The following is an 18,094-nucleotide window of genomic DNA, read 5'->3' on the forward strand; positions in this document are numbered from 1 at the left end:
CATGTCGACATCTCGCAGTCCGCTCAAAACACTCATGATCCTGATTCTTGCGTTCGTCTTGCCTTGCGCGGCGGTCGCCGTGCTGGTGGGCGTGTTCGGGCTGCTGGTCAAGCTGTTCGGCCACGGCTAACGGGGCGGCAGATGGGGCGCACAGCGGTGGCCTCCCGCGCCGGCTGCGCAAACTGCGTATGCTGAACGAAAGCCGCGGCGCCGTTGCCGGGCCCGCGCATGCAAACCGCGTGTGCAAACCTCAGGTCAGCGCCTGCTGCCCGTTGGCGCCGCGCACGAGCGTATCGATGTCGATATCCGCCAGCTCGCCGATTCGCTCGACCGTCACATCGGCAGGCGGATTGCTTGCGATCTCCTTCGGATCGAACGCATAGTGGCCCTGGCGCGGAAACACGGTTGTCAGGTTCCCGCCCCACGCTTTTTTCATCGCGCTGAGAATCCGCAGCTTGTCGTCGACCATCACGTAATGGCGCGCCGGATAGCAGTCCATCACCTGATCGAGCATCAGTTCCTTGTGGATGTAGATCAACACGCGTCCGTCGACTTCATCCCATAGCCCCGAGCGCGCGAGCTTGCGCGGCTGGAACACGACGTCCCCATCGGAGAGGATCACCGTCGGCCCGCGCGTGGCCAGGTGTCGCAACGCATCGAGCGCGCCCGGATAGAGCCGGTTCGCAAACGGATACTCGATCAGGAACGACGACATCAGCAGCAAGCCCGTGTCGCGTGGATGCTCGATCCGGTAGCGCTGCAGCGCGCCCAGGTAGTCGGCGTAACCGAGTTCGGCGCGCAGATTCTCGAAGATTTCCCAGTAGCGCGTGCTGTTCTGTTCGCCAAACGCGTGCGTCATATGCTTACGCAAATCCTGCAACACATGATCGTTGTCCAGCAGCGTGTTGTCGCAATCGAATAGAAACACGACGTCGTGCGGCGTGGCGGGGGTGGCTGGCATCGTGGCTCCTTGTGACTTGTCGTGAATGCATGTGGCTGGCTGGTCCAGGCGGCGCGATGCCGCTATCGTGCTGGCGCGTCGACCTGTTGCGCCCGCGCGATCGCGGCATCGCGTGCGTATCGCCCCGCCTAGCCCTTGTGACCGCCATCCGACGCGGCCGGCTTCTCGGCATGACCACCGAAGTCGTACCGCATCGCCGACAGCACGCGATTCGCGAAATCGGCATCGCCGCGCGAACTGAAGCGCGCGAATAGCGCCGCGCTCAGCACCGGCGTCGGCACCCCTTCGTCGATCGCGGCGGCGACGGTCCAACGCCCTTCGCCCGAATCCGAGACGCGACCTGTGTAGTTCGCCAGTTGCGCATCGCTCGCGAGCGAACCGGCGATCAGGTCGAGCAGCCACGAGCCGATCACACTGCCGCGACGCCAGACTTCGGCGACGTCGGCAAGATTCAGATCGTATTGGTATAGCTCCGGACGGCGTAGCGGCGACGTCTCCGCATCCGCTTCGCGCGCATGCCGTCCGGCGTCCGCGTGGCGCAGCACGTTCAGGCCCTCCGCGTAAGCGGCCATCAAGCCGTATTCGATGCCGTTGTGGACCATCTTCACGAAGTGCCCGGCGCCTTGCGGACCGCAATGCAGGAAACCCTGCTCGGCGGTGCTTGCGCCGGCGGCACGTCCGGGCGTCGGCAGTGCCGCGCCGGCGCCCGGCGCGAGCGTCGAGAAGACCGGTTCGAGCCGCTTCACGACGTCGGCCTCGCCGCCGATCATCAGGCAGTAGCCGCGCTCGCGGCCCGCGACGCCGCCACTCGTGCCGACGTCCACATAGTGCATCTGGCGCTCGCCGAGTTGCTGGCCGCGGCGGATGTCGTCGTGATAGTAGGAGTTGCCGCCGTCGATCACGATATCGCCGGGTTCGAGCAGCGGCACGAGTTTGTCGAGCGTCGCGTCGACCACCGCGGCGGGCACCATCAGCCACACGGCGCGCGGTTTGGCGAGTTGCGCGACGAAGTCCTCGAGCGACGTGGCGCCCGCCACGCCTTCCTGCTTGAGCCGGTCGACGGCGGCCGCCTGGACGTCGTACACGACGCATTCCTGACCGCCACGCGTCAGGCGCCGCACCATGTCGGCGCCCATCCGTCCCAATCCAATCATGCCTAGCTGCATAACTCGCTCCCGGAAAGATCCTGCGTTGCGCTACCCGATGTTCAAATGGTGGTGTTGCGGTGACGTTGCGGCGACGTTGCCGCGGCGCGCGATGTCGCGTTGCTCGCCGATGTTGCGTTGCTGGTGTGGCTGGCCGCTCGTGTGGCTAACAGCTGGGGCCGGTGTGCGCGGTAGCGATGCCGGCCACGGCCGCCGCGTCGACGCACCCAGCCCCGAGACCCGCGACGGCAAAACTGCCCTTAAGCATAGGCGCTGCGAAGCGGTGTTCACCGCCTGCGCCAAAAAACGCCGCACCTTTTTTGCAGAGGCGCGGCGGGCCATGAAGTTCCGCGCGAGTGGGCATGTCGGGTCGATCGCGCGACGTAATGTCGGCGCAACACGGCTCGCGCTGGCTATCGCGGTACCTGCTGCTCTCTCGGCCCGGTCTTACACCGCAGTCATGCACCGCGTGCTGATTCGATGCCTGAACGCCGCAGCCTCGTCTCACTCGCCGCGCTCGGGCAGGCGCGCGCCGCGCGTTGCCAGCAGCTTCGCGTATTGCGCAGCCGCGAAACGCTTGAGCGCCGCCCACATCAGCGGATAGCGATGCCCCGGCACCGCGAACAGCACCAGCGCGCACAGCGCGAGCAGCCCGCAGAACAGAAACGTGCCGCGATAGCTGAATGCCTGCACGAGCAGCCCCGACAGCACGCCCGACAGAATCGAGCCCACCCGCGCCGCGTTGAAGAACAGCGCGGTCGCGCGTCCGGGCGAATGCGGCATCAGATCCTGCACGTAGGTCATGCCGAGACACGAGGTGACCGCGACGACAAATGCATTGAGCATCTGCATCGGAATCAGCACGCTGACATTGCCCGCCAGCGACATCGCGACGAAATACACCGCATGCACGGCCGCGCACGCGGCGAGCCAGTTCGGTTTGTGCAGCGACGACGACTTCGCGCCGAGCGCGAGCATCATCGGAATTTCGGTCAATGCGCCGAGGCCGAGCATCACCGAGACGTCCAGATGCGAGCCGTTCAGCCCGTGCACGATGTACAGCGGCAACACGATCATCGTCGCGTTCGCGGCGAGCCCGAGCAGCGTGAGCGCGGCTACCGCGCGCATGATGTCGTTGGCCGACGCGACGCCCGGCAGCGTCTCATGCGCGTCCTCGCCGGGCGCGGTGAGCGGCGGCACGGTGATCGACGCGGACGGCTCGGCGGCCGTATCTTCGACTGTGTGATCGCCGAGATGGCCCTGCGGCTCGCGCATGCGCCAAACGATAAAACCGCAGATCGCGAAACTCCCGGCAGCGAACAGGAACAGCCCATAGAAACTGGTGGCGGCGAGCACGAGCGCGCCGACCGACGGCCCGAACACCCACGCCGCCGACAGAATCGTGCGCAGCGTCGCGCTGGCGAATACACGCTCGGCCGGGTCGGACGCCGGCAGCGCCGCGCGGCTGAACGAGAACACCATCGAGATCGCCGAGCCGCCCGCGCCGATGAACACGATGCCGACCACCAGCAACAGCCGATAATCACGCACCACGCATAAACACAGATAGCCGAGCGCCGCTGCGACGAGCGCCGCGAGCAGCAACGGACGATGCCGACCGCTCGCGTCGCTCCAGCGGCCGGCGAGCGTGCTCGCGAGCACCCCGCTGGTGGCGATCAACGTCATGAACAAGCCAAGCCGCAGCGGCGTCATGCCGGCGCGTTCGATGCCGAACAGAGACAGATAGGGAGCGGTAAATGACATCGCCACACCGAGCATCAGGGTGGCGGCGGCCAGCGGCTTGAAGCCAGGAATGTGAAGCAAGCTGAAAAAACGTGACGTTTTCAACACGGGGCGGCGGGTAAGGTGGGCGCTTTCAGGTGCGCGAAGACGGTTTCCGGTTTGCTGTCGCTGGCGCGATGTGCGCTGGCGGGTCGCGGCCGAAACGATCGGGGCATTATCGACTGCGAATGTGGGGTGCGTAAACCCGCGGAGCGGGTGTCAGGGATTTTTGTGGTGCTGTTTCGTTTTTGGTCTTTGCTCGTTTTCTGTCCGACCCGGTTGTGCGTTTGCATGCCCCGGCACGCAGCAGAAAGTCAGCGACCGACTCCGAACCATTCATCAAGCGTCGATACTGATGAACGTCAGGTCGTCTTCAGCCCATTGCATGGCGAACTTCCGCTTGCGGTAGATGCGGTCGACGTTGAACTGGAAGTCCGCAAAAACCTGGTTGAAGTCGTTTTCCCGAAGAATCTGCGCGATGATCTCGGGAATTGTCATGTCGAGGAAGTGGCGGCAGCGGGGGTTGTTCCTGAGCAGCGCAAGACGCGACTCCAGCACAATCTCGTAGGTCCCCTCGTCGCGACTGCCGGACAGGTTGGCAAAAGCCAGTAATCACGCCCGGTATGCGGCGCGGCGTTTCCGGCGAGCCTCAATGCGTCGCTGCTGGCGGCTGCGCAACAAACGCTGCGATGTGGTTCAGATACTCGCTGCGCGAAAGGTCGAGCCGGGGATGCGTGCACTGGATCACGTATCTCGTCGGCTCGCACATGCCGCGCGTGCCGACGAACGAGAAGATGTCTGCAAATGCCGCGCTTTTAACCTACGGCGCATCCAGACCGTAATACTGGTGTGTATCGACTCCCGGTATCGGGGTGTTGACGGACGACGCGAGGACTGCACTCAAGTTTCGACTCCTGATCCACAGCGACGCCCCTATCTGTCGCCCAATCAACTCGTTGGATCATTTGGCAAATCCGTCCTTCGCGCAATACGGAAAACGTCAAATCTGGCAATGCAATGCGGAAGGAATGATCAGTTTATGGCAACCGATGCCATTACGCAGCTGCGCAATCGCCTTCGCGTCACCGACGCGCCAAACCAACCGATGGTTATGAAACGGGGCTACGGCGCGCGCAGCGCCGCCGGAAGAATGACTGCGTTGTCACTACCGCCGAATGTGCGGGGGCACGGATTCCAGATGCACCACTACCGGTGGCGAACAGAGGAGCCCACTTAAGAGCTTACGGTGTGAAGCTGCTTTCTTTGCCTACTTTCTTTGCAGCCGCAAAGAAAGTAGGTGCCGCCCCGCACAGGGGCAACGCTAATAAACCGACAACAAAAAGAAAATGCCACCACCAAAAGAACAACGACAAAAAAACCGCTCCGCCAGGAGCCGCTTTTCAAATCACCCGATACCCCCGCCTCTCCAGCGTCCACCGATGCCACCGATTCCCATAAGCGCCGCAGGCAATCCCAAACACAATAGTCAGCACGAATCCGATCAGATCGGCGGTCTCCCCCCACAGCCCCATACCGAACAGAATCAGATTAACCCCGAGCATCACGAACGCGGCAAACCACATCCGCCTGGAAAAAGCCCAGATAAACCCCAGCAAGCACGCACCCCAACTAAAACCCGTTGCAACCGCCACGGCTTGCTCATCCCCGGGACGCCGCAAATAGATATGTCCACCCATTTTCATTACCCAATCCTTTCGAGCCAGACAGACATTGCCCAAGCGAAAACCCACCCGCAACACGCGAACCGCTTTGTACCACGCCCACGCGACAACAAACCTCACGCCGGCCGCGACAGGCCGGCCTCCATGACGATCCGCAGCATAGCTGCTACTCTTGCCAAATCCCCGCGCGAGAAACACCGTGCAAGCAAACGCGGCGCGGGTACCGCACGTATAGCACCGGAGCACGCATGGCCTCCCCCACCGCCTATTCCCCGCAAGCCCCGTCGCGCGCCGAACTCGACGCGCTGCCCGGCGCCACCGTGGTCGAGTTCGGCACCGACTGGTGCGGCTATTGCCAAGGCGCGCAGGCATCGATTGCGAAAGCGCTCGCGCCGCACGTCGGACTCCGCCATCTGAAGATCGAAGATGGCCCCGGCCGCCCGCTCGGCCGGTCGTTCAAGGTCAAGCTATGGCCGACGCTCGTGCTGATGCGCGACGGCGTCGAAGTCGCGCGCGTGGTCCGGCCGCGAAGCGCCGAAGATATCGAGGATGCGTTCGCGTCGCTCTGATTCGCGTCGTGCGTGATGCGCCTTCATGTGACGTCGCGCGGGCCTTCATCGCGCGATCGAGCCGCACGCTCAGCGTTCACGCCGGGCCTTTACGATCACCCCTACAATCCACTCCACGCCGCCCCCTCCGCTTCCTCTGCACGGTCCATCTGTCATGCGCCAGACGATCCATCATCTAAGCGTCCAGGCTAGCCATCGCGGGCTGGTTGAATTTACCGGCGAAGTTCGCCGCTTCATCGCCGATCAGGGCATCCGTACCGGGCTGCTGACGCTGTTTTGCCGTCATACGTCGGCGTCGTTGCTGATTCAGGAGAACGCCGATCCATCGGTGCGCCGCGACCTGGAGCGCTACTTCGCGAGCGTCGCGCCCGAACACGCTGGGCGCTATGAGCACGACACTGAGGGGCCGGACGACATGCCCGCGCATCTGCGCACCGCGCTCACGCAAGTGCAGTTGTCGGTGCCGGTCGAACATGGGCAGCTGGTGCTCGGCACCTGGCAGGGGCTGTATCTGTTCGAGCATCGCCGGCATACGCAGCCTCGCGATATCGTGCTGCATTTGCTCGGCGAATGATCGCGTGCGCACGGTCCCGTTCCGACGCACAATTTCACAATCACCGGATCGCGGCGCGCAATTGGCGCCGCGGCAATAGCAACAACGAAGCGCCCCGTTTCCGCCCTACGCGAACACGTCGACACATCAACGCGCCACCACGTAACCACGTCACGTAAGGAATCTGTCACCACTCTTCTCCGCACACCGGATCGCAGGAAGCCAACCACGGAGCAACCGAAGGGAGCACATCTCATGGACACCCGTAGCGAGCTGCAAGCCACCATCAACGCGATGGTTCAACCCGGCAAGGGCCTTCTCGCCGCCGACGAGAGCGGCCCGACCATCGCCAAACGCTTCAAGACGATCGGCCTCGAATCGACCGAGGAAAACCGCCGCGCCTATCGCAATCTGCTGCTGTCGACGCCTGGTCTGGGCGAATTCGTGAGCGGCGTGATCCTCTACGAAGAGACGCTCGGCCAGAAAGCGGACGACGGCACCCCGTTTCCGCAACTTGCCGCTGCAAACGGCGTGGTGCCGGGCATCAAGGTGGACCTCGGCAAGGTGCCGCTCGCGCTCTCGCCCGGCGACGAAATCACCGAAGGTCTCGACGGTCTCGCCAAGCGCTTCGTCGATTACAAGCGGTTGGGCGCGCGCTTCGCGAAATGGCGCGCGGTGTACAACATCACGGCGAGTTTGCCGGGCCGGGCCGCGATCGAAGCGAACGCGGAGTCGCTCGCGCGCTATGCGGCGATCTGCCAGGAAGCCGGCATCGTGCCGATCGTCGAACCCGAGGTGCTGATGGACGGCGATCATACGATCGGGCGCTGCGCGGAAGTCACCGAGGCCGTGTTGCACGAAGTGTTCGATGCACTGCATCGGCATCACGTGGTGCTCGAACATATGCTGCTGAAGCCGAGCATGGTGCTCGCCGGCTCAGACCATGAGCAGCAGTCGACCACCCAGGAGATTGCCGCCGCGACCGTGCGGGTGCTGAAGCGGACCGTACCCGCGGCGGTGCCGGGAATCGTGTTTCTGTCGGGTGGACAGTCGCCCGAGGAAGCCACCGCGAATCTCGACGCGATGAACCGGCTTGGCGCGCTGCCCTGGAATCTGAGCTTCTCTTACGGGCGCGCATTGCAGGAGCCGCCCTTGCAGGCCTGGCGGGGTCAGGCGGGCAACGTCAAGGATGCGCAACAGGCACTGCTCAAGCGCGCGCGGCTCAATGGGGCGGCGGCGTTGGGCAAGTATGAAGCGGGGATGGAGAAAGACTGATCTGAAAAGGCGGCCGCACGGCGCGCGATCGGGATGATCGACGCGCCGCGCTTACTGCACCTTCTTTGTAGCACCTTCTTTGTAGCACCTTCTTTCGTAGCGCCTGGCGTGCACCGCTTTGCTTACAGCGCCTTCGTTACTGCCCCTTCGTATCGCTGCTTGCGTCGGCACCGGGCATATTGGTGGTGTCGGTCACGGGTTTCGTCGCCTTCGTATGCTTCTTCATATGGTGCTTCTTCGAATGCGCCATCGCGCCGGACGCGCCCATGTCGCCGCCCTCGCGCGTCGAAGCGCTGGTGCCCGTGCCCGTCGTCGGATCGTTGCCGGCCGGGCCGCCACCGCCGCCACCACCGGCACCTTGGGCCATCGCAAGCGACGAAGCCGCAAGCAACGTGGAGACGAGCACTGCGTGTCTGATCTTCATGGTGATTCTCCTGTGTGTCGAACCTGTCGAAAGTAACGAAAGGAAGCCAACGCGTGCGGTCGCGGCCGCATGCGCATACCTCACGCTCCCTTCAGCAAGGGCTATGCCGCAGGAGATCCTGAAGCTCGAGTCGGGCCGCGTCCGTTGGAAATCTTCACGGCGCCACCAGCGCGTGCAACTCATCGATATTGAACGGCTTTGCAAGAATCGCAATGCCGAGACGGCGCGCGCGTTCGAGTTCGTCGGCATAGCCGGTCATCAGCGCGATTCTCTGCGACGGCCACACAGTGCGGATTTTTTCCGCAAGGTCGATGCCATTCAGCTTGCCCGGCATCTGGATGTCCGACAGCACGAGCTCGAAGCGTGCACCACCGGTGAGCACGTCGAGCGCCTGGTCGGCGGTGGGCTCGTGCCGCACCTCGCAGCCGAAGGTTTCGAGCACCGCGGCCACGCCCGCCGCGACGTCCTCGTTATCCTCGACGAGCAGCACGGCGCCGGCCTGCATTCGGGCGACCGGCGATGCATCGGTAGTCTGCGGCTGCTCGCCGCGCGCGCGATAGCGCGGCAGATAGAGGCGCACCGTCGTGCCGCTGCCGGGCACGCTGTCGATTTTCGCGGTCCCGCCGGCCTGCTCGCACATCGACAGCACCTGCGCGAGTCCGAGCCCGGTGCCCGAGCCGCGCAGCTTGGTCGTGAATAGCGGCTCGAACGCGCGCCGCGCGACCGCGTCGGGCATCCCCTCGCCATCGTCCGAACAGGCGATCAGCACGTATTCGCCGTCCGGCAACAGCGTCTCGCTGCCGATCAGCCGATTGTTCTGGCAACGGATCACGAAGCGGCCGCCGTGCGGCATCGCATCGCGAGCGTTCATCGCGAGGTTCATGATCGCGAATTCGAGGTCGGTCGGATCGGCGAGCACTTCCCACAGGTCGTCGGGCACGTTCAGCGACAGCTCCACCGTGTCGCCGAGCCCCGCGTCGATCAGCGGCGCGGCGTCGGGCAGCCAGCGCACCAGATCGATCGGCTCCTGCTTGAGCGGCTGCTTGCGCGCGACGCTCAGCAGACGCCGCGTCAACGCCTCGGCGCTGGCCGTTGCGCGCTCGACCGCGAGCAGTTCCTTCTCGAGTCCGTCGCAGCGCTTGAGCCGCGCGAGTTCGACGTTGGCCGAGACGACCATCAGCAGGTTGTTGAAATCGTGCGCGACGTTCGCGACCAGATTGCCGAGCGCGCCCATGCGTTGCAATTGCCGGCTCGACGCCTCGGCCGACAGCCGCATCGCCACCTCGCCTTGCCAGCGCTCCCACGCGCGCCGCTCGGCCTCGAGCCGCCGCAGCGAATAGAACACCAGCAGCCAGATCGCCACGCACGGCACTGCGGTGAGCAGCGTGATCATCAGAAAATGGCTGCGCCACGCGGCCATGATCGACGACGTCTCGTATCCGCTCATCACATACAGCGGATAGTCGCCGACCCGGCGAAACGCGAGCAGCCGCTCGGCACCGTCGATGACCGAACGCTGGCGCACGTGGCCGAACAGTTGCTTGTCGCGCAACGCCGCGCCGAACGCACTGTGCGTCATCGGCCGCTTGCCGTCGGGCCACGGCGGATAGCGCACCAGCATCACGCCGTCCTGGCGATACAGCGCGAGCGCGACGGCCGGGTCGCCGCTTGTCAGCTCGCGATAGAAGCGCGAAAAGTAGTCGGTGCGCAGCGCGACGGTGACGACGCCGAGAAACTGACCCTCGTCGCCCGAGCGCCCTATCGCGGTCGTAAACACATCGGTCTTCGATAGCGTGCCCACCATCGGCACCGAGAAATAGGCTTGCGGGCGCATTACTTTCGCCTCGCGAAAGTCCTCGCGCTCCGCGAGCGACATCGCGGGTGCCGGATACGCGAGAGTCGATACCAGCAGGTCGCCGTTCGCGCCGATCAGCGCGATCGATGACACCTGCGGGAAATCGCTGTCGATCTCGCGCAGCCGCTGATACAGCTCGGCCTGGCGCGCACGGATCTGCGCATCGTCCGAATCGCCGAGCAACTCGATGATGCGCGAGGCCATCTGCCGGTTCAGATCGAGCACCTTCACGGCCTGCTCGTCCGCGACGCGCGCAAGCCGGTCATTCATGTCGTCGACATCGGCGATGCGGCGCTGATAGTCGAAATAGCCGTAGCCGGCGAGGCAAGCCAGCGGAAACAGGATCGACACGACGAGCACGATCCGCAACATGCGCCGCGTCGCCGCGAAATTGCGAGACGGCATCGGCAAGTCGACGGCCACACGTTCCGCACGATGCACGGTCCGCACACTCCATGAAATTTGCATTGGATCCGGAAACGCATTGCACGCCCGCGCACGTGCGCAGGTGAACGCAGCGCGGTGGTTCGCGTGCCAAGCCCTTATGTTAGAAATTTACCCCACTTCTGCCATGTTCCCAACAGCGCCAATAGCACGGTCGATCCTAAAGCCGGCGGGCACACTCATTGCTCGCCACTTTTCTGCTTCAGCGCCGACAGCGCAGGCGCCGCGTTGCGCTTGCGACTTCCGTCGCGGCTCCTGACCCGTGTCCTGCCCCGTGCCGTCCATCGGCAGAACCGATCCTTTCGCGAGGAATCCCCATGTCCACGACTGCCCACCGCGTCGCCCGGCTATCGCAATTGCACGCGGACCGCGCGGTGCGCGTGAGCGTGGACGACACGCCGATCCTGCTGGTGCGCGACGGCGACACGGTCCACGCGTACTCCGCCGATTGTCCGCACGCGGGCGGCCCGCTCGAACAGGGCGCGCTGTGTCGCGGCCGCATCATCTGTCCATGGCACAAGGGCACCTTCGACGCCGCGACCGGCTGCGTGCTCGAACCGCCGCCGCTGATGCCGCTCGATCGTTACCCGGTCACGATCGACGGCGACGACGTGCTGGTCACACCGCAGAAGATGCCGCCGCGCGAGCCCGAGACCCGCGCCGAGCCCGCTGACGCCGCTGTCGCTGCTGCGCCCCCACCGCACTATGTGGTAATCGGCGCGGGCGCGGCGGGCGGCGCCGCCTGCGTCGCATTACGCGAAGCGGGCTTCGATGGCCGTATCACACTGGTCGGCGACGAAGCGCACGCGCCGTACGACCGCACCGCGCTCAGCAAATTCGTGCCGTCGTTCGACATGCCGCCCGCCGACGTGCCATCGCTAGTCGACGCCGACTGGATGCGCACGCACCGCATCGAGCGCATCGTCGCGAAAGTGGCGCGGCTCGACGTGCCGGCGCGGACGATTCATTTCGAGGCCGGTGCCGCAGGCAGCGCTCCGCGCAACGAGCGAGGTATGGACGCGCTGAAATACGACACCGCGCTGCTCGCCACGGGCAGCGTGCCGAAAGTGCCCGACATCCCCGGCCGCGAGCTCGGCGGCGTGCACGTGCTGCGCCACCTCGACGACGCCGCCGCGCTCGTCGACGCACTCGGCGACGACCCATCGCAAACCCGGGTCGCGATTCTCGGCAGCAGCTTTATCGGTCTCGAAGTCGCCTCGGCGTTGCGCAAGCACGGCGTGCCGGTCACCGTGATTTCACCGGCCAAGGTGCCGTTCGTGAAGCAGTTCGGCGAGCGCGCGGGCCAGATGTTCCGTGCGCTGCACGAAAGCAACGGCGTGAAGTTCTATTTGGAGTCGAAGGTCGCATCGCTCGAAGGCGACGAAGGCAGCGTGCATGCGGTGATGCTCGAAAGCGGCGAGCACATCGCGGCCGACGTGGTGCTACTGGGCACGGGGGTTGCACCTGCTACTGGGTTTGTCGAAGGCCTGCCGTTGCAGAAGGACGGCGGTATCGTCGTCAATGCGGGCATGCACGCCGCGTGCGGTCTGTATGCGGCGGGCGACATCGCGGTGTTCTCGTTGCGCGAGAACCAGGAGCCGGTGCGCATCGAGCATTGGCGCGTCGCGCAGCAGCATGCGCGCATCGCCGCGCAAAACATGTGCGGCGCGCGTAATCGCTACACGGGTGTGCCGTTTTTCTGGACCTATCACTTCGGCAAGAAATTCGAATACCTCGGCTATGCGAGCGAGTGGGACGAGATCGTCGTCGACGGCAATCTCGACGAGCAGCAGTTCATCGCGCTGTACGTGCGCGATGGCAACGTCGACGCGGTGCTCGCCTGCGAACGTGAAGCGGTGACAGCACGCCTGATCGACGCGATGCGCGACGGGCTGTCGCGCACGCACGCATTGCAGATCATCGGCAGCGCCGCGCGCATCGCCCCCGAGCCAGCCAGCCCGGGATCCTGAACACGGGCCACACCCCGCGCCGCGCAGGCAATCCGCGCGGCTTCCCGCCGCGCGGGCGCGTTGCTTCACTGTCAACCTGGAGGAATCGCCACCATGACGACCAACAAGGAAAAACATCCGCACTCTGAAAAGAGCGAAAAGCAGATCGACAAGCAGGTCGAAGACAGCTTTCCGGCGAGCGATCCGCCGTCCACCGGAGGCACCACGAAGATCGTCACCGACAACGGCAACGACAAGGACGACGCGAGCGGCGGCCACCAGCGTGGCCACGACAAACCGGCACAGCGCTAACCACGCGGCGCGCATCGCGAGCGCGCCGCGCCGTCCGTCGCCCGCGGGCGTCCGCTGCGATGCCCGCGGGCGGCTTTTCGCTGTTCGTGCATTCGCGCGCCAGCGCAACGAAGGAAACGAATCACCATGTCAGACGAGACCCGCTCCGCTAGCGACGAGCAGGAAGCACCCGAACGCGATGCGGCGGAAAAGGGCAACCCTGCGAATTCAGGTGAAGGCGGCAACGGCAAACGCGACGCCGGCAACAAAAATGACGGCGGCAGTGAAAGCAGCCAGCAAGGTAACGACAATGGCAATGGCAAAGACAACGACGACAATAAAAACCAGAAAAAGAAATCTGGTAAGAAGCCATTGATCATTCTCGGTGCCGTCATCGTGCTGCTCGGCATCGTCGCGTTCGTCTGGTGGTTCGCGACCCGCAACGAAGCATCGACCGACGACGCGTACACGGACGGCAACGCGATCACGATGGCGCCGAAAGTCTCCGGCTATGTGGTGACACTTGCGGTCGACGACAACGAATTCGTGCACAAGGGCGACCTACTGCTGGTGATCGACAAGCGCGACTACCAGGCGCAGGTCGATCAGGCGCAAGCGCAGCTCGGGCTCGCGCGTGCCCAGTTGAACGCCGCGCAGGTGCAGCTCGATATCGCGCGCGTGCAATACCCGGCGCAGTACCGCCAGGCAAAGGCGCAGACCTCGTCGGCCGAAGCGAATCTGCGCGAGGCGCAGGCCGCGTACCTGCGCCAGCACTCGGTCGATCCGCGCGCGACCTCGCAGCAGAACGTGGACACCGCCGATGCGCAGCGTCAGTCGGCGAGCGCGAGCGTCCAGCAGGCGCGCGCGCAACAGCAGACCGCGAGCCTCGTGCCGCAGCAGTTGCGCGCGGCCGAGGCCACTGTCGACGAGCGCCGCCAGCAGGTGCGTGAGGCCGAAGCGCAACTCGGACAGGCGCAGCTGAATCTGTCGTATTGCGACGTGCGCGCGCCATCGGACGGCTGGATCACGCGGCGCAACGTGCAACTCGGCAGCTTCCTGCAAGCGGGCGCGTCGCTATTCTCGATCGTCACGCCGCAAGTGTGGGTCACCGCGAACTTCAAGGAGTCGCAACTCGAACGGATGCGCGCCGGCGACAAGGTCAAGGTCGGCGTCGACGCGTATCCGCAGCTCGACCTGCGCGGCCATGTGGATAGCGTGCAGCTCGGAAGCGGCTCACGCTTCTCTGCGTTTCCGACCGAGAACGCGACCGGCAACTTCGTGAAGATCGTCCAGCGCGTGCCGGTCAAGATCATCATCGACCAGGGCTTGCCGCACGACCGGCCGTTAGCGCTCGGACTCTCGGTCACGCCGAAGGTCTATCTGAAATGACGGCGGCGACGATGCATCGCACGCGACGGCCTCGTGCGCGAACGGAGTGGCCATGAGCGCCGCCGACGCCGCGAACGGCGGCTCGTCCAACGGCGCTTCGTCCGGCGGCAATGCGCCCGCTTGGAAACCCGCCGCGAACCCGTGGTTGATCGCGATCGTCGTCACGCTCGCGGCATTCATGGAAGTGCTCGACACGACCATCGTCAACGTCGCGCTGCCGCATATCGCGGGCACGATGTCGGCGAGCTACGACGAGGCGACATGGACCCTCACGTCGTATCTGGTCGCCAACGGCATCGTGTTGCCGATCTCCGGCTTCCTGGGCCGTCTGCTCGGACGCAAGCGCTACTTCCTCGTGTGCATCGTCGCGTTCACCGTGTGCTCGTTGCTGTGCGGACTCTCGACCAATCTGTGGCAACTGATCATCTTTCGCTGTTTGCAGGGCTTTTTTGGCGGCGGATTGCAGCCGAACCAGCAGTCGATCATTCTCGACACTTTCCCACCGCAACAGCGCGGCCGCGCATTTTCGATCTCGGCGGTCGCGATCGTCGTCGCGCCGGTGCTGGGGCCAACGCTCGGCGGCTGGATCACCGACAACTTCTCGTGGCGCTGGGTGTTTTTGCTGAACGTGCCGGTCGGCATTCTCACTTCGCTCGCGGTGCTGCAACTGGTGGAAGATCCGCCATGGAAACGCACCGGCGACCGGCGCGTGTCGGTCGATTACATCGGCATCGCGCTGATCGCGATCGGGCTCGGGTGCCTGCAGGTGATGCTCGATCGCGGCGAGGACGAGGACTGGTTTTCGTCGACCTTCATCCGCATATTCGCCGCGCTCGCGGCGGCCGGGATCGCCGGCGCGATCGTCTGGCTGCTGCACGCGAAGAAGCCGGTGGTCGATCTGCGCTGCCTGAAGGACCGCAACTTCGCGCTCGGCTGCGTGACGATCAGCACGTTCGCGACGATCCTGTACGGCAGCGCGGTGCTCGTGCCGCAACTCGCGCAACAGCAGCTCGGCTATACCGCGACGCTCGCCGGGCTCGTGCTGTCGCCAGGCGCGGTGCTGATCACGATGGAGATTCCGCTCATCAGCAAGATGATGCCGTACGTGCAGACGCGGTTTCTCGTTGCCACCGGCTTCGCGCTGCTCGCGTGCGCGCTCGCGTATTCGCACCTGCTCGTGCCCGATATCGACTACCTGACGCTCGTGAAGATGCGCAGCGCGCAGTCGCTCGCGATCGGCTTTCTGTTCGTGCCGATCACGACGCTCGCGTATCTGACCGTGCCGCCACGGCTGAACGACGATGCATCCGCGCTGTTTACGATGTTCCGCAACGTGGCGGGCTCGATTGGCATTTCGTTGTCGACCGCGCTGGTGCGCGAGCGCACCCAGGCGCGCATGGCGCATCTGTCCGGATATATGTCGCCGCTATCGCAGAACTACCACGACGCGGTGCAACGCAGCGCGCAGACGATCGCCGATATGACCGGCGTGCCGTTCGCCCAGGCGACGCAAACCGCGACCGGCCACCTGTACACCACCTACATCTCGCAGTCGACGATCCTCGCGTATGTCGACGTGTTCGCGATCCTCGCGATTTTCTGCACGCTCTGCATCCCGGTGACGCTGTTCTTTTCACCAGCGAAGGCGTCCGGCGGGGGAGGAGGACATTGACGTGAACATCGATGTAAAGCTCGCGCGGTTGCGTCCCCGCGCGCCACGCAGCCTGATCGCCTGTCCGCTCGTGCTGCTGCTCGCGGCCTGCACGGTCGGCCCCGACTTCCACGCGCCGCACGCCGACGTGCCCGCGCAATGGCACGATCTGGCACGCACCGCGCCAGGCGGGGCCAACCCGGCCGGCGCGGCAAACCCGGCGAGCGCGCCGAGCGCGCCGAGCGCGGCAACCCCGGGCAGCGCGGCAATCCCCGCCAGCGCGGCCGACGCGGCCAGCGGCGCGTCCGCGCCCGCCGCCACGCATGTCGCGTCGGTGCCGACCCTCGACACCGATCCCGACCCGCGCTGGTGGCGCAGCTTCAACGACCCGACGCTCGACGCGTTGATCGCCCGCGCCGCGCGCGACAACCTCGACTTGCAGCAGGCGGTGCTGCGTATCGTCGAAGCGCGCACCCAGGTGCAAAGCGCGGCCGCGCAGGGGCTGCCCAACGTGCGCGCGACCGGCAGCTATCAGCGCGAACAGCTTGGCGTGAAGGGCTTTCTCGAATCGAACGGCGTGTATGACAGGGTAGATCAGCTCGGCGCGCCGAACTCGCCCGCCAACGCGATTGCACCGGGCGCCGGCGCCGCGTTGCAAAGCGGCGCGAACAATCTGCTGAACCAGCTGAGTGAGCCGATCAATCTGTGGCAGGCAGGCTTCGACGCGTCGTGGGAACTCGATCTGTTCGGCCGCGTGCGCCGTTCCGTCGAGGCCGCGAACGCGCAAACCGAGGCGGCGATGGAAAGCCGCAACGATGCGTTGCTGTCGCTCGAAGCGGAAGTCGCGCAGACCTATATGCAGTTGCGCGGCGCGCAGACGTTGTACGAAATCGCCACGAACCTCGTCGAGCAGCAGCGCCAGACCGTCGATCTGACGAAGAACCAGGCGAAGGTCGGGCTTGCCAGCGAGGTCGACGTGCAAACCGCGACTGCGCAGCTCGCGCAAACGCGCACCCAGTTGCCGCAATACGAGCAGCAGATCGCGCAGGCGCTGAACGCGCTCGCGTACCTGGTCGGCGAGGCACCCGGCGCGCTCGAGGCCGAGCTGTCCACGCCGCGCGCGGTACCGCCGGTGCCGCCCGCGGTGCCGGTGGGCTTGCCGTCGACGCTCGCGCGGCGGCGCCCCGACATCCGTCGCGCCGAAGCGAACCTGCATGCGGCGACCGCGGATGTCGGCGTCGCGGTCGCGCAGTTTTATCCGGACGTGTCGCTGACCGGCCAGGTGGGCACCCGCGCGACCAGTCCCAACGAGCTGACGCGCTGGTCGCATCTGTTCTACTCGTTCGGCCCGAGCATTTCGCTGCCGGTTTTCGAGGGGGGCGCGCTGGTCGCGAATCTGCGCATGTCGAAGGCACAGCAGGCAGAAGCCGCGCTCGATTACCGCAAAACCGTGCTGAGCGCGCTCAAAGATGTCGACAACGCACTGGTCGTCTATCGCACTGATCAGGCGCGGCGCGATGCGCTTCGCGACAGTGTCGCCGCGCAGCAGACGGCGTTCGATCTCGCGCGCGATAGCTATATCAAAGGGCTGACGAGCTTCATCACCGTGCTCGATGCGCAGCGGCAACTGGCGCAAGCGCGCGAGCAATACGCGCAAGGCACGATGCAGGTCAGCACCGATCTGGTGTCGTTATACAAGGCGCTCGGCGGCGGTTGGCAGAGCGATACGGACGCGGCGGCCGGACCTGTGGATAGCGCTACACACTAGCTGCCGATCTCGCCGGCGCGCCGCCCACACTTGCATTAGCCCGGCTATGAGCTACCCGTCAGCTACCCGTCAGCGCCGGTTCGTCGAGCGCGGCTTTCGCCGCATCGATGCGCCGGCACGCGGCCAGCATCTCCTGCAATGAAGTCGCATAGCATTCGGCTTCCATCGTGCCTTGCAGGTCCGAGCTCCATTGCTGCGCATCGTCGGGCGTCCATAAGCCGACGACCACCGACACGTTCGGCAACCGCGCGCGAATTCGCCTGACCAGATAGCGCAGATGCGACGGTATCCCATCGATCTGCAGATAAAGAATGCAGACGATGCTCACGTCGTCCGCTTGCAGCCCGTCGATCGAT

15 protein-coding genes and 1 pseudogene are annotated in these 18,094 nt (G+C 65.1%); 8 read left to right on the plus strand and 8 right to left on the minus strand.

The window, feature by feature from the left end; genetic code table 11:
• Positions 1 to 250: 250 nt before the first annotated feature.
• From VGH68_RS06620 to VGH68_RS06640, 5 genes are all read right to left on the minus strand, one after another.
• A complete protein-coding gene (locus VGH68_RS06620) occupies positions 251 to 961 on the minus strand; it encodes an HAD family hydrolase (RefSeq protein ID WP_331602745.1) in 711 nt (236 codons plus the stop codon).
• 128 nt (positions 962 to 1,089) lie between these two features.
• On the minus strand, positions 1,090 to 2,127 hold the full coding sequence (gene gnd, locus VGH68_RS06625; protein WP_331602746.1) for a phosphogluconate dehydrogenase (NAD(+)-dependent, decarboxylating): 1,038 nt from the start codon (positions 2,125 to 2,127) through the stop codon (positions 1,090 to 1,092).
• Positions 2,128 to 2,610: 483 nt separating this feature from the next.
• Entirely contained in the window at positions 2,611 to 3,957 is a 1,347-nt protein-coding gene (locus tag VGH68_RS06630; protein ID WP_331602747.1) for a sugar efflux transporter, read from the minus strand.
• 270 nt (positions 3,958 to 4,227) lie between these two features.
• Entirely contained in the window at positions 4,228 to 4,446 is a 219-nt protein-coding gene (locus VGH68_RS06635; protein WP_331602748.1) for a contractile injection system protein, VgrG/Pvc8 family, read from the minus strand.
• A gap of 842 nt (positions 4,447 to 5,288) precedes the next feature.
• A complete protein-coding gene (locus tag VGH68_RS06640) occupies positions 5,289 to 5,591 on the minus strand; it encodes a DUF2628 domain-containing protein (protein WP_331602749.1) in 303 nt (100 codons plus the stop codon).
• A 227-nt stretch (positions 5,592 to 5,818) separates the two neighbouring features.
• Here VGH68_RS06640 and VGH68_RS06645 point away from each other — a divergent pair, with 227 nt between their 5' ends.
• The 3 genes from VGH68_RS06645 (at position 5,819) to VGH68_RS06655 (ending at position 7,967) form a co-directional block, all read left to right on the plus strand.
• The gene (locus VGH68_RS06645; RefSeq protein ID WP_331602750.1) at positions 5,819 to 6,139 is read left to right on the plus strand and encodes a thioredoxin family protein; all 321 of its coding nucleotides are present in this window, start codon (positions 5,819 to 5,821) and stop codon (positions 6,137 to 6,139) included.
• Positions 6,140 to 6,293: 154 nt separating this feature from the next.
• A complete protein-coding gene (locus VGH68_RS06650) occupies positions 6,294 to 6,713 on the plus strand; it encodes a secondary thiamine-phosphate synthase enzyme YjbQ (RefSeq protein WP_331602751.1) in 420 nt (139 codons plus the stop codon).
• Positions 6,714 to 6,947: 234 nt separating this feature from the next.
• A complete protein-coding gene (locus VGH68_RS06655) occupies positions 6,948 to 7,967 on the plus strand; it encodes a class I fructose-bisphosphate aldolase (protein ID WP_331602752.1) in 1,020 nt (339 codons plus the stop codon).
• A gap of 136 nt (positions 7,968 to 8,103) precedes the next feature.
• On the opposite strand, the gene VGH68_RS06660 is transcribed toward VGH68_RS06655, so the two are convergent.
• A complete protein-coding gene (locus tag VGH68_RS06660) occupies positions 8,104 to 8,391 on the minus strand; it encodes a hypothetical protein (RefSeq protein WP_331602753.1) in 288 nt (95 codons plus the stop codon).
• A gap of 154 nt (positions 8,392 to 8,545) precedes the next feature.
• Entirely contained in the window at positions 8,546 to 10,687 is a 2,142-nt protein-coding gene (locus VGH68_RS06665; RefSeq protein WP_331602754.1) for a hybrid sensor histidine kinase/response regulator, read from the minus strand.
• A 320-nt stretch (positions 10,688 to 11,007) separates the two neighbouring features.
• Between VGH68_RS06665 and VGH68_RS06670 the strand changes: the two genes are divergently transcribed.
• The 5 genes from VGH68_RS06670 (at position 11,008) to VGH68_RS06690 (ending at position 17,738) form a co-directional block, all read left to right on the plus strand.
• Positions 11,008 to 12,660 carry an FAD-dependent oxidoreductase gene (locus tag VGH68_RS06670; RefSeq protein WP_331602755.1) on the plus strand — a complete coding sequence of 551 codons (1,653 nt, stop codon included), beginning with the start codon at positions 11,008 to 11,010 and terminating at the stop codon, positions 12,658 to 12,660.
• Positions 12,661 to 12,753: 93 nt separating this feature from the next.
• Positions 12,754 to 12,951, plus strand: a complete 198-nt coding sequence (locus VGH68_RS06675) for a hypothetical protein (RefSeq protein ID WP_331602756.1) — start codon at positions 12,754 to 12,756, stop codon at positions 12,949 to 12,951.
• A gap of 126 nt (positions 12,952 to 13,077) precedes the next feature.
• Positions 13,078 to 14,319 (plus strand): HlyD family secretion protein, encoded by a 1,242-nt coding sequence (locus VGH68_RS06680; RefSeq protein ID WP_331602757.1) that lies wholly within the window; start codon positions 13,078 to 13,080, stop codon positions 14,317 to 14,319.
• A 52-nt stretch (positions 14,320 to 14,371) separates the two neighbouring features.
• Positions 14,372 to 15,991, plus strand: coding sequence for a DHA2 family efflux MFS transporter permease subunit (locus VGH68_RS06685; RefSeq protein ID WP_331602758.1), 1,620 nt, complete (start codon positions 14,372 to 14,374; stop codon positions 15,989 to 15,991).
• A gap of 28 nt (positions 15,992 to 16,019) precedes the next feature.
• Positions 16,020 to 17,738: an efflux transporter outer membrane subunit gene (locus tag VGH68_RS06690; protein ID WP_331602759.1), complete on the plus strand. Its 1,719-nt coding sequence runs from the start codon at positions 16,020 to 16,022 to the stop codon at positions 17,736 to 17,738.
• A gap of 58 nt (positions 17,739 to 17,796) precedes the next feature.
• Here VGH68_RS06690 and VGH68_RS06695 read toward each other — a convergent pair.
• Positions 17,797 to 18,094: pseudogene (locus VGH68_RS06695) on the minus strand (AI-2E family transporter); the annotation flags it as partial.

The organism is Paraburkholderia sp., assembly GCF_036488505.1.
GTDB lineage: Bacteria > Pseudomonadota > Gammaproteobacteria > Burkholderiales > Burkholderiaceae > Paraburkholderia.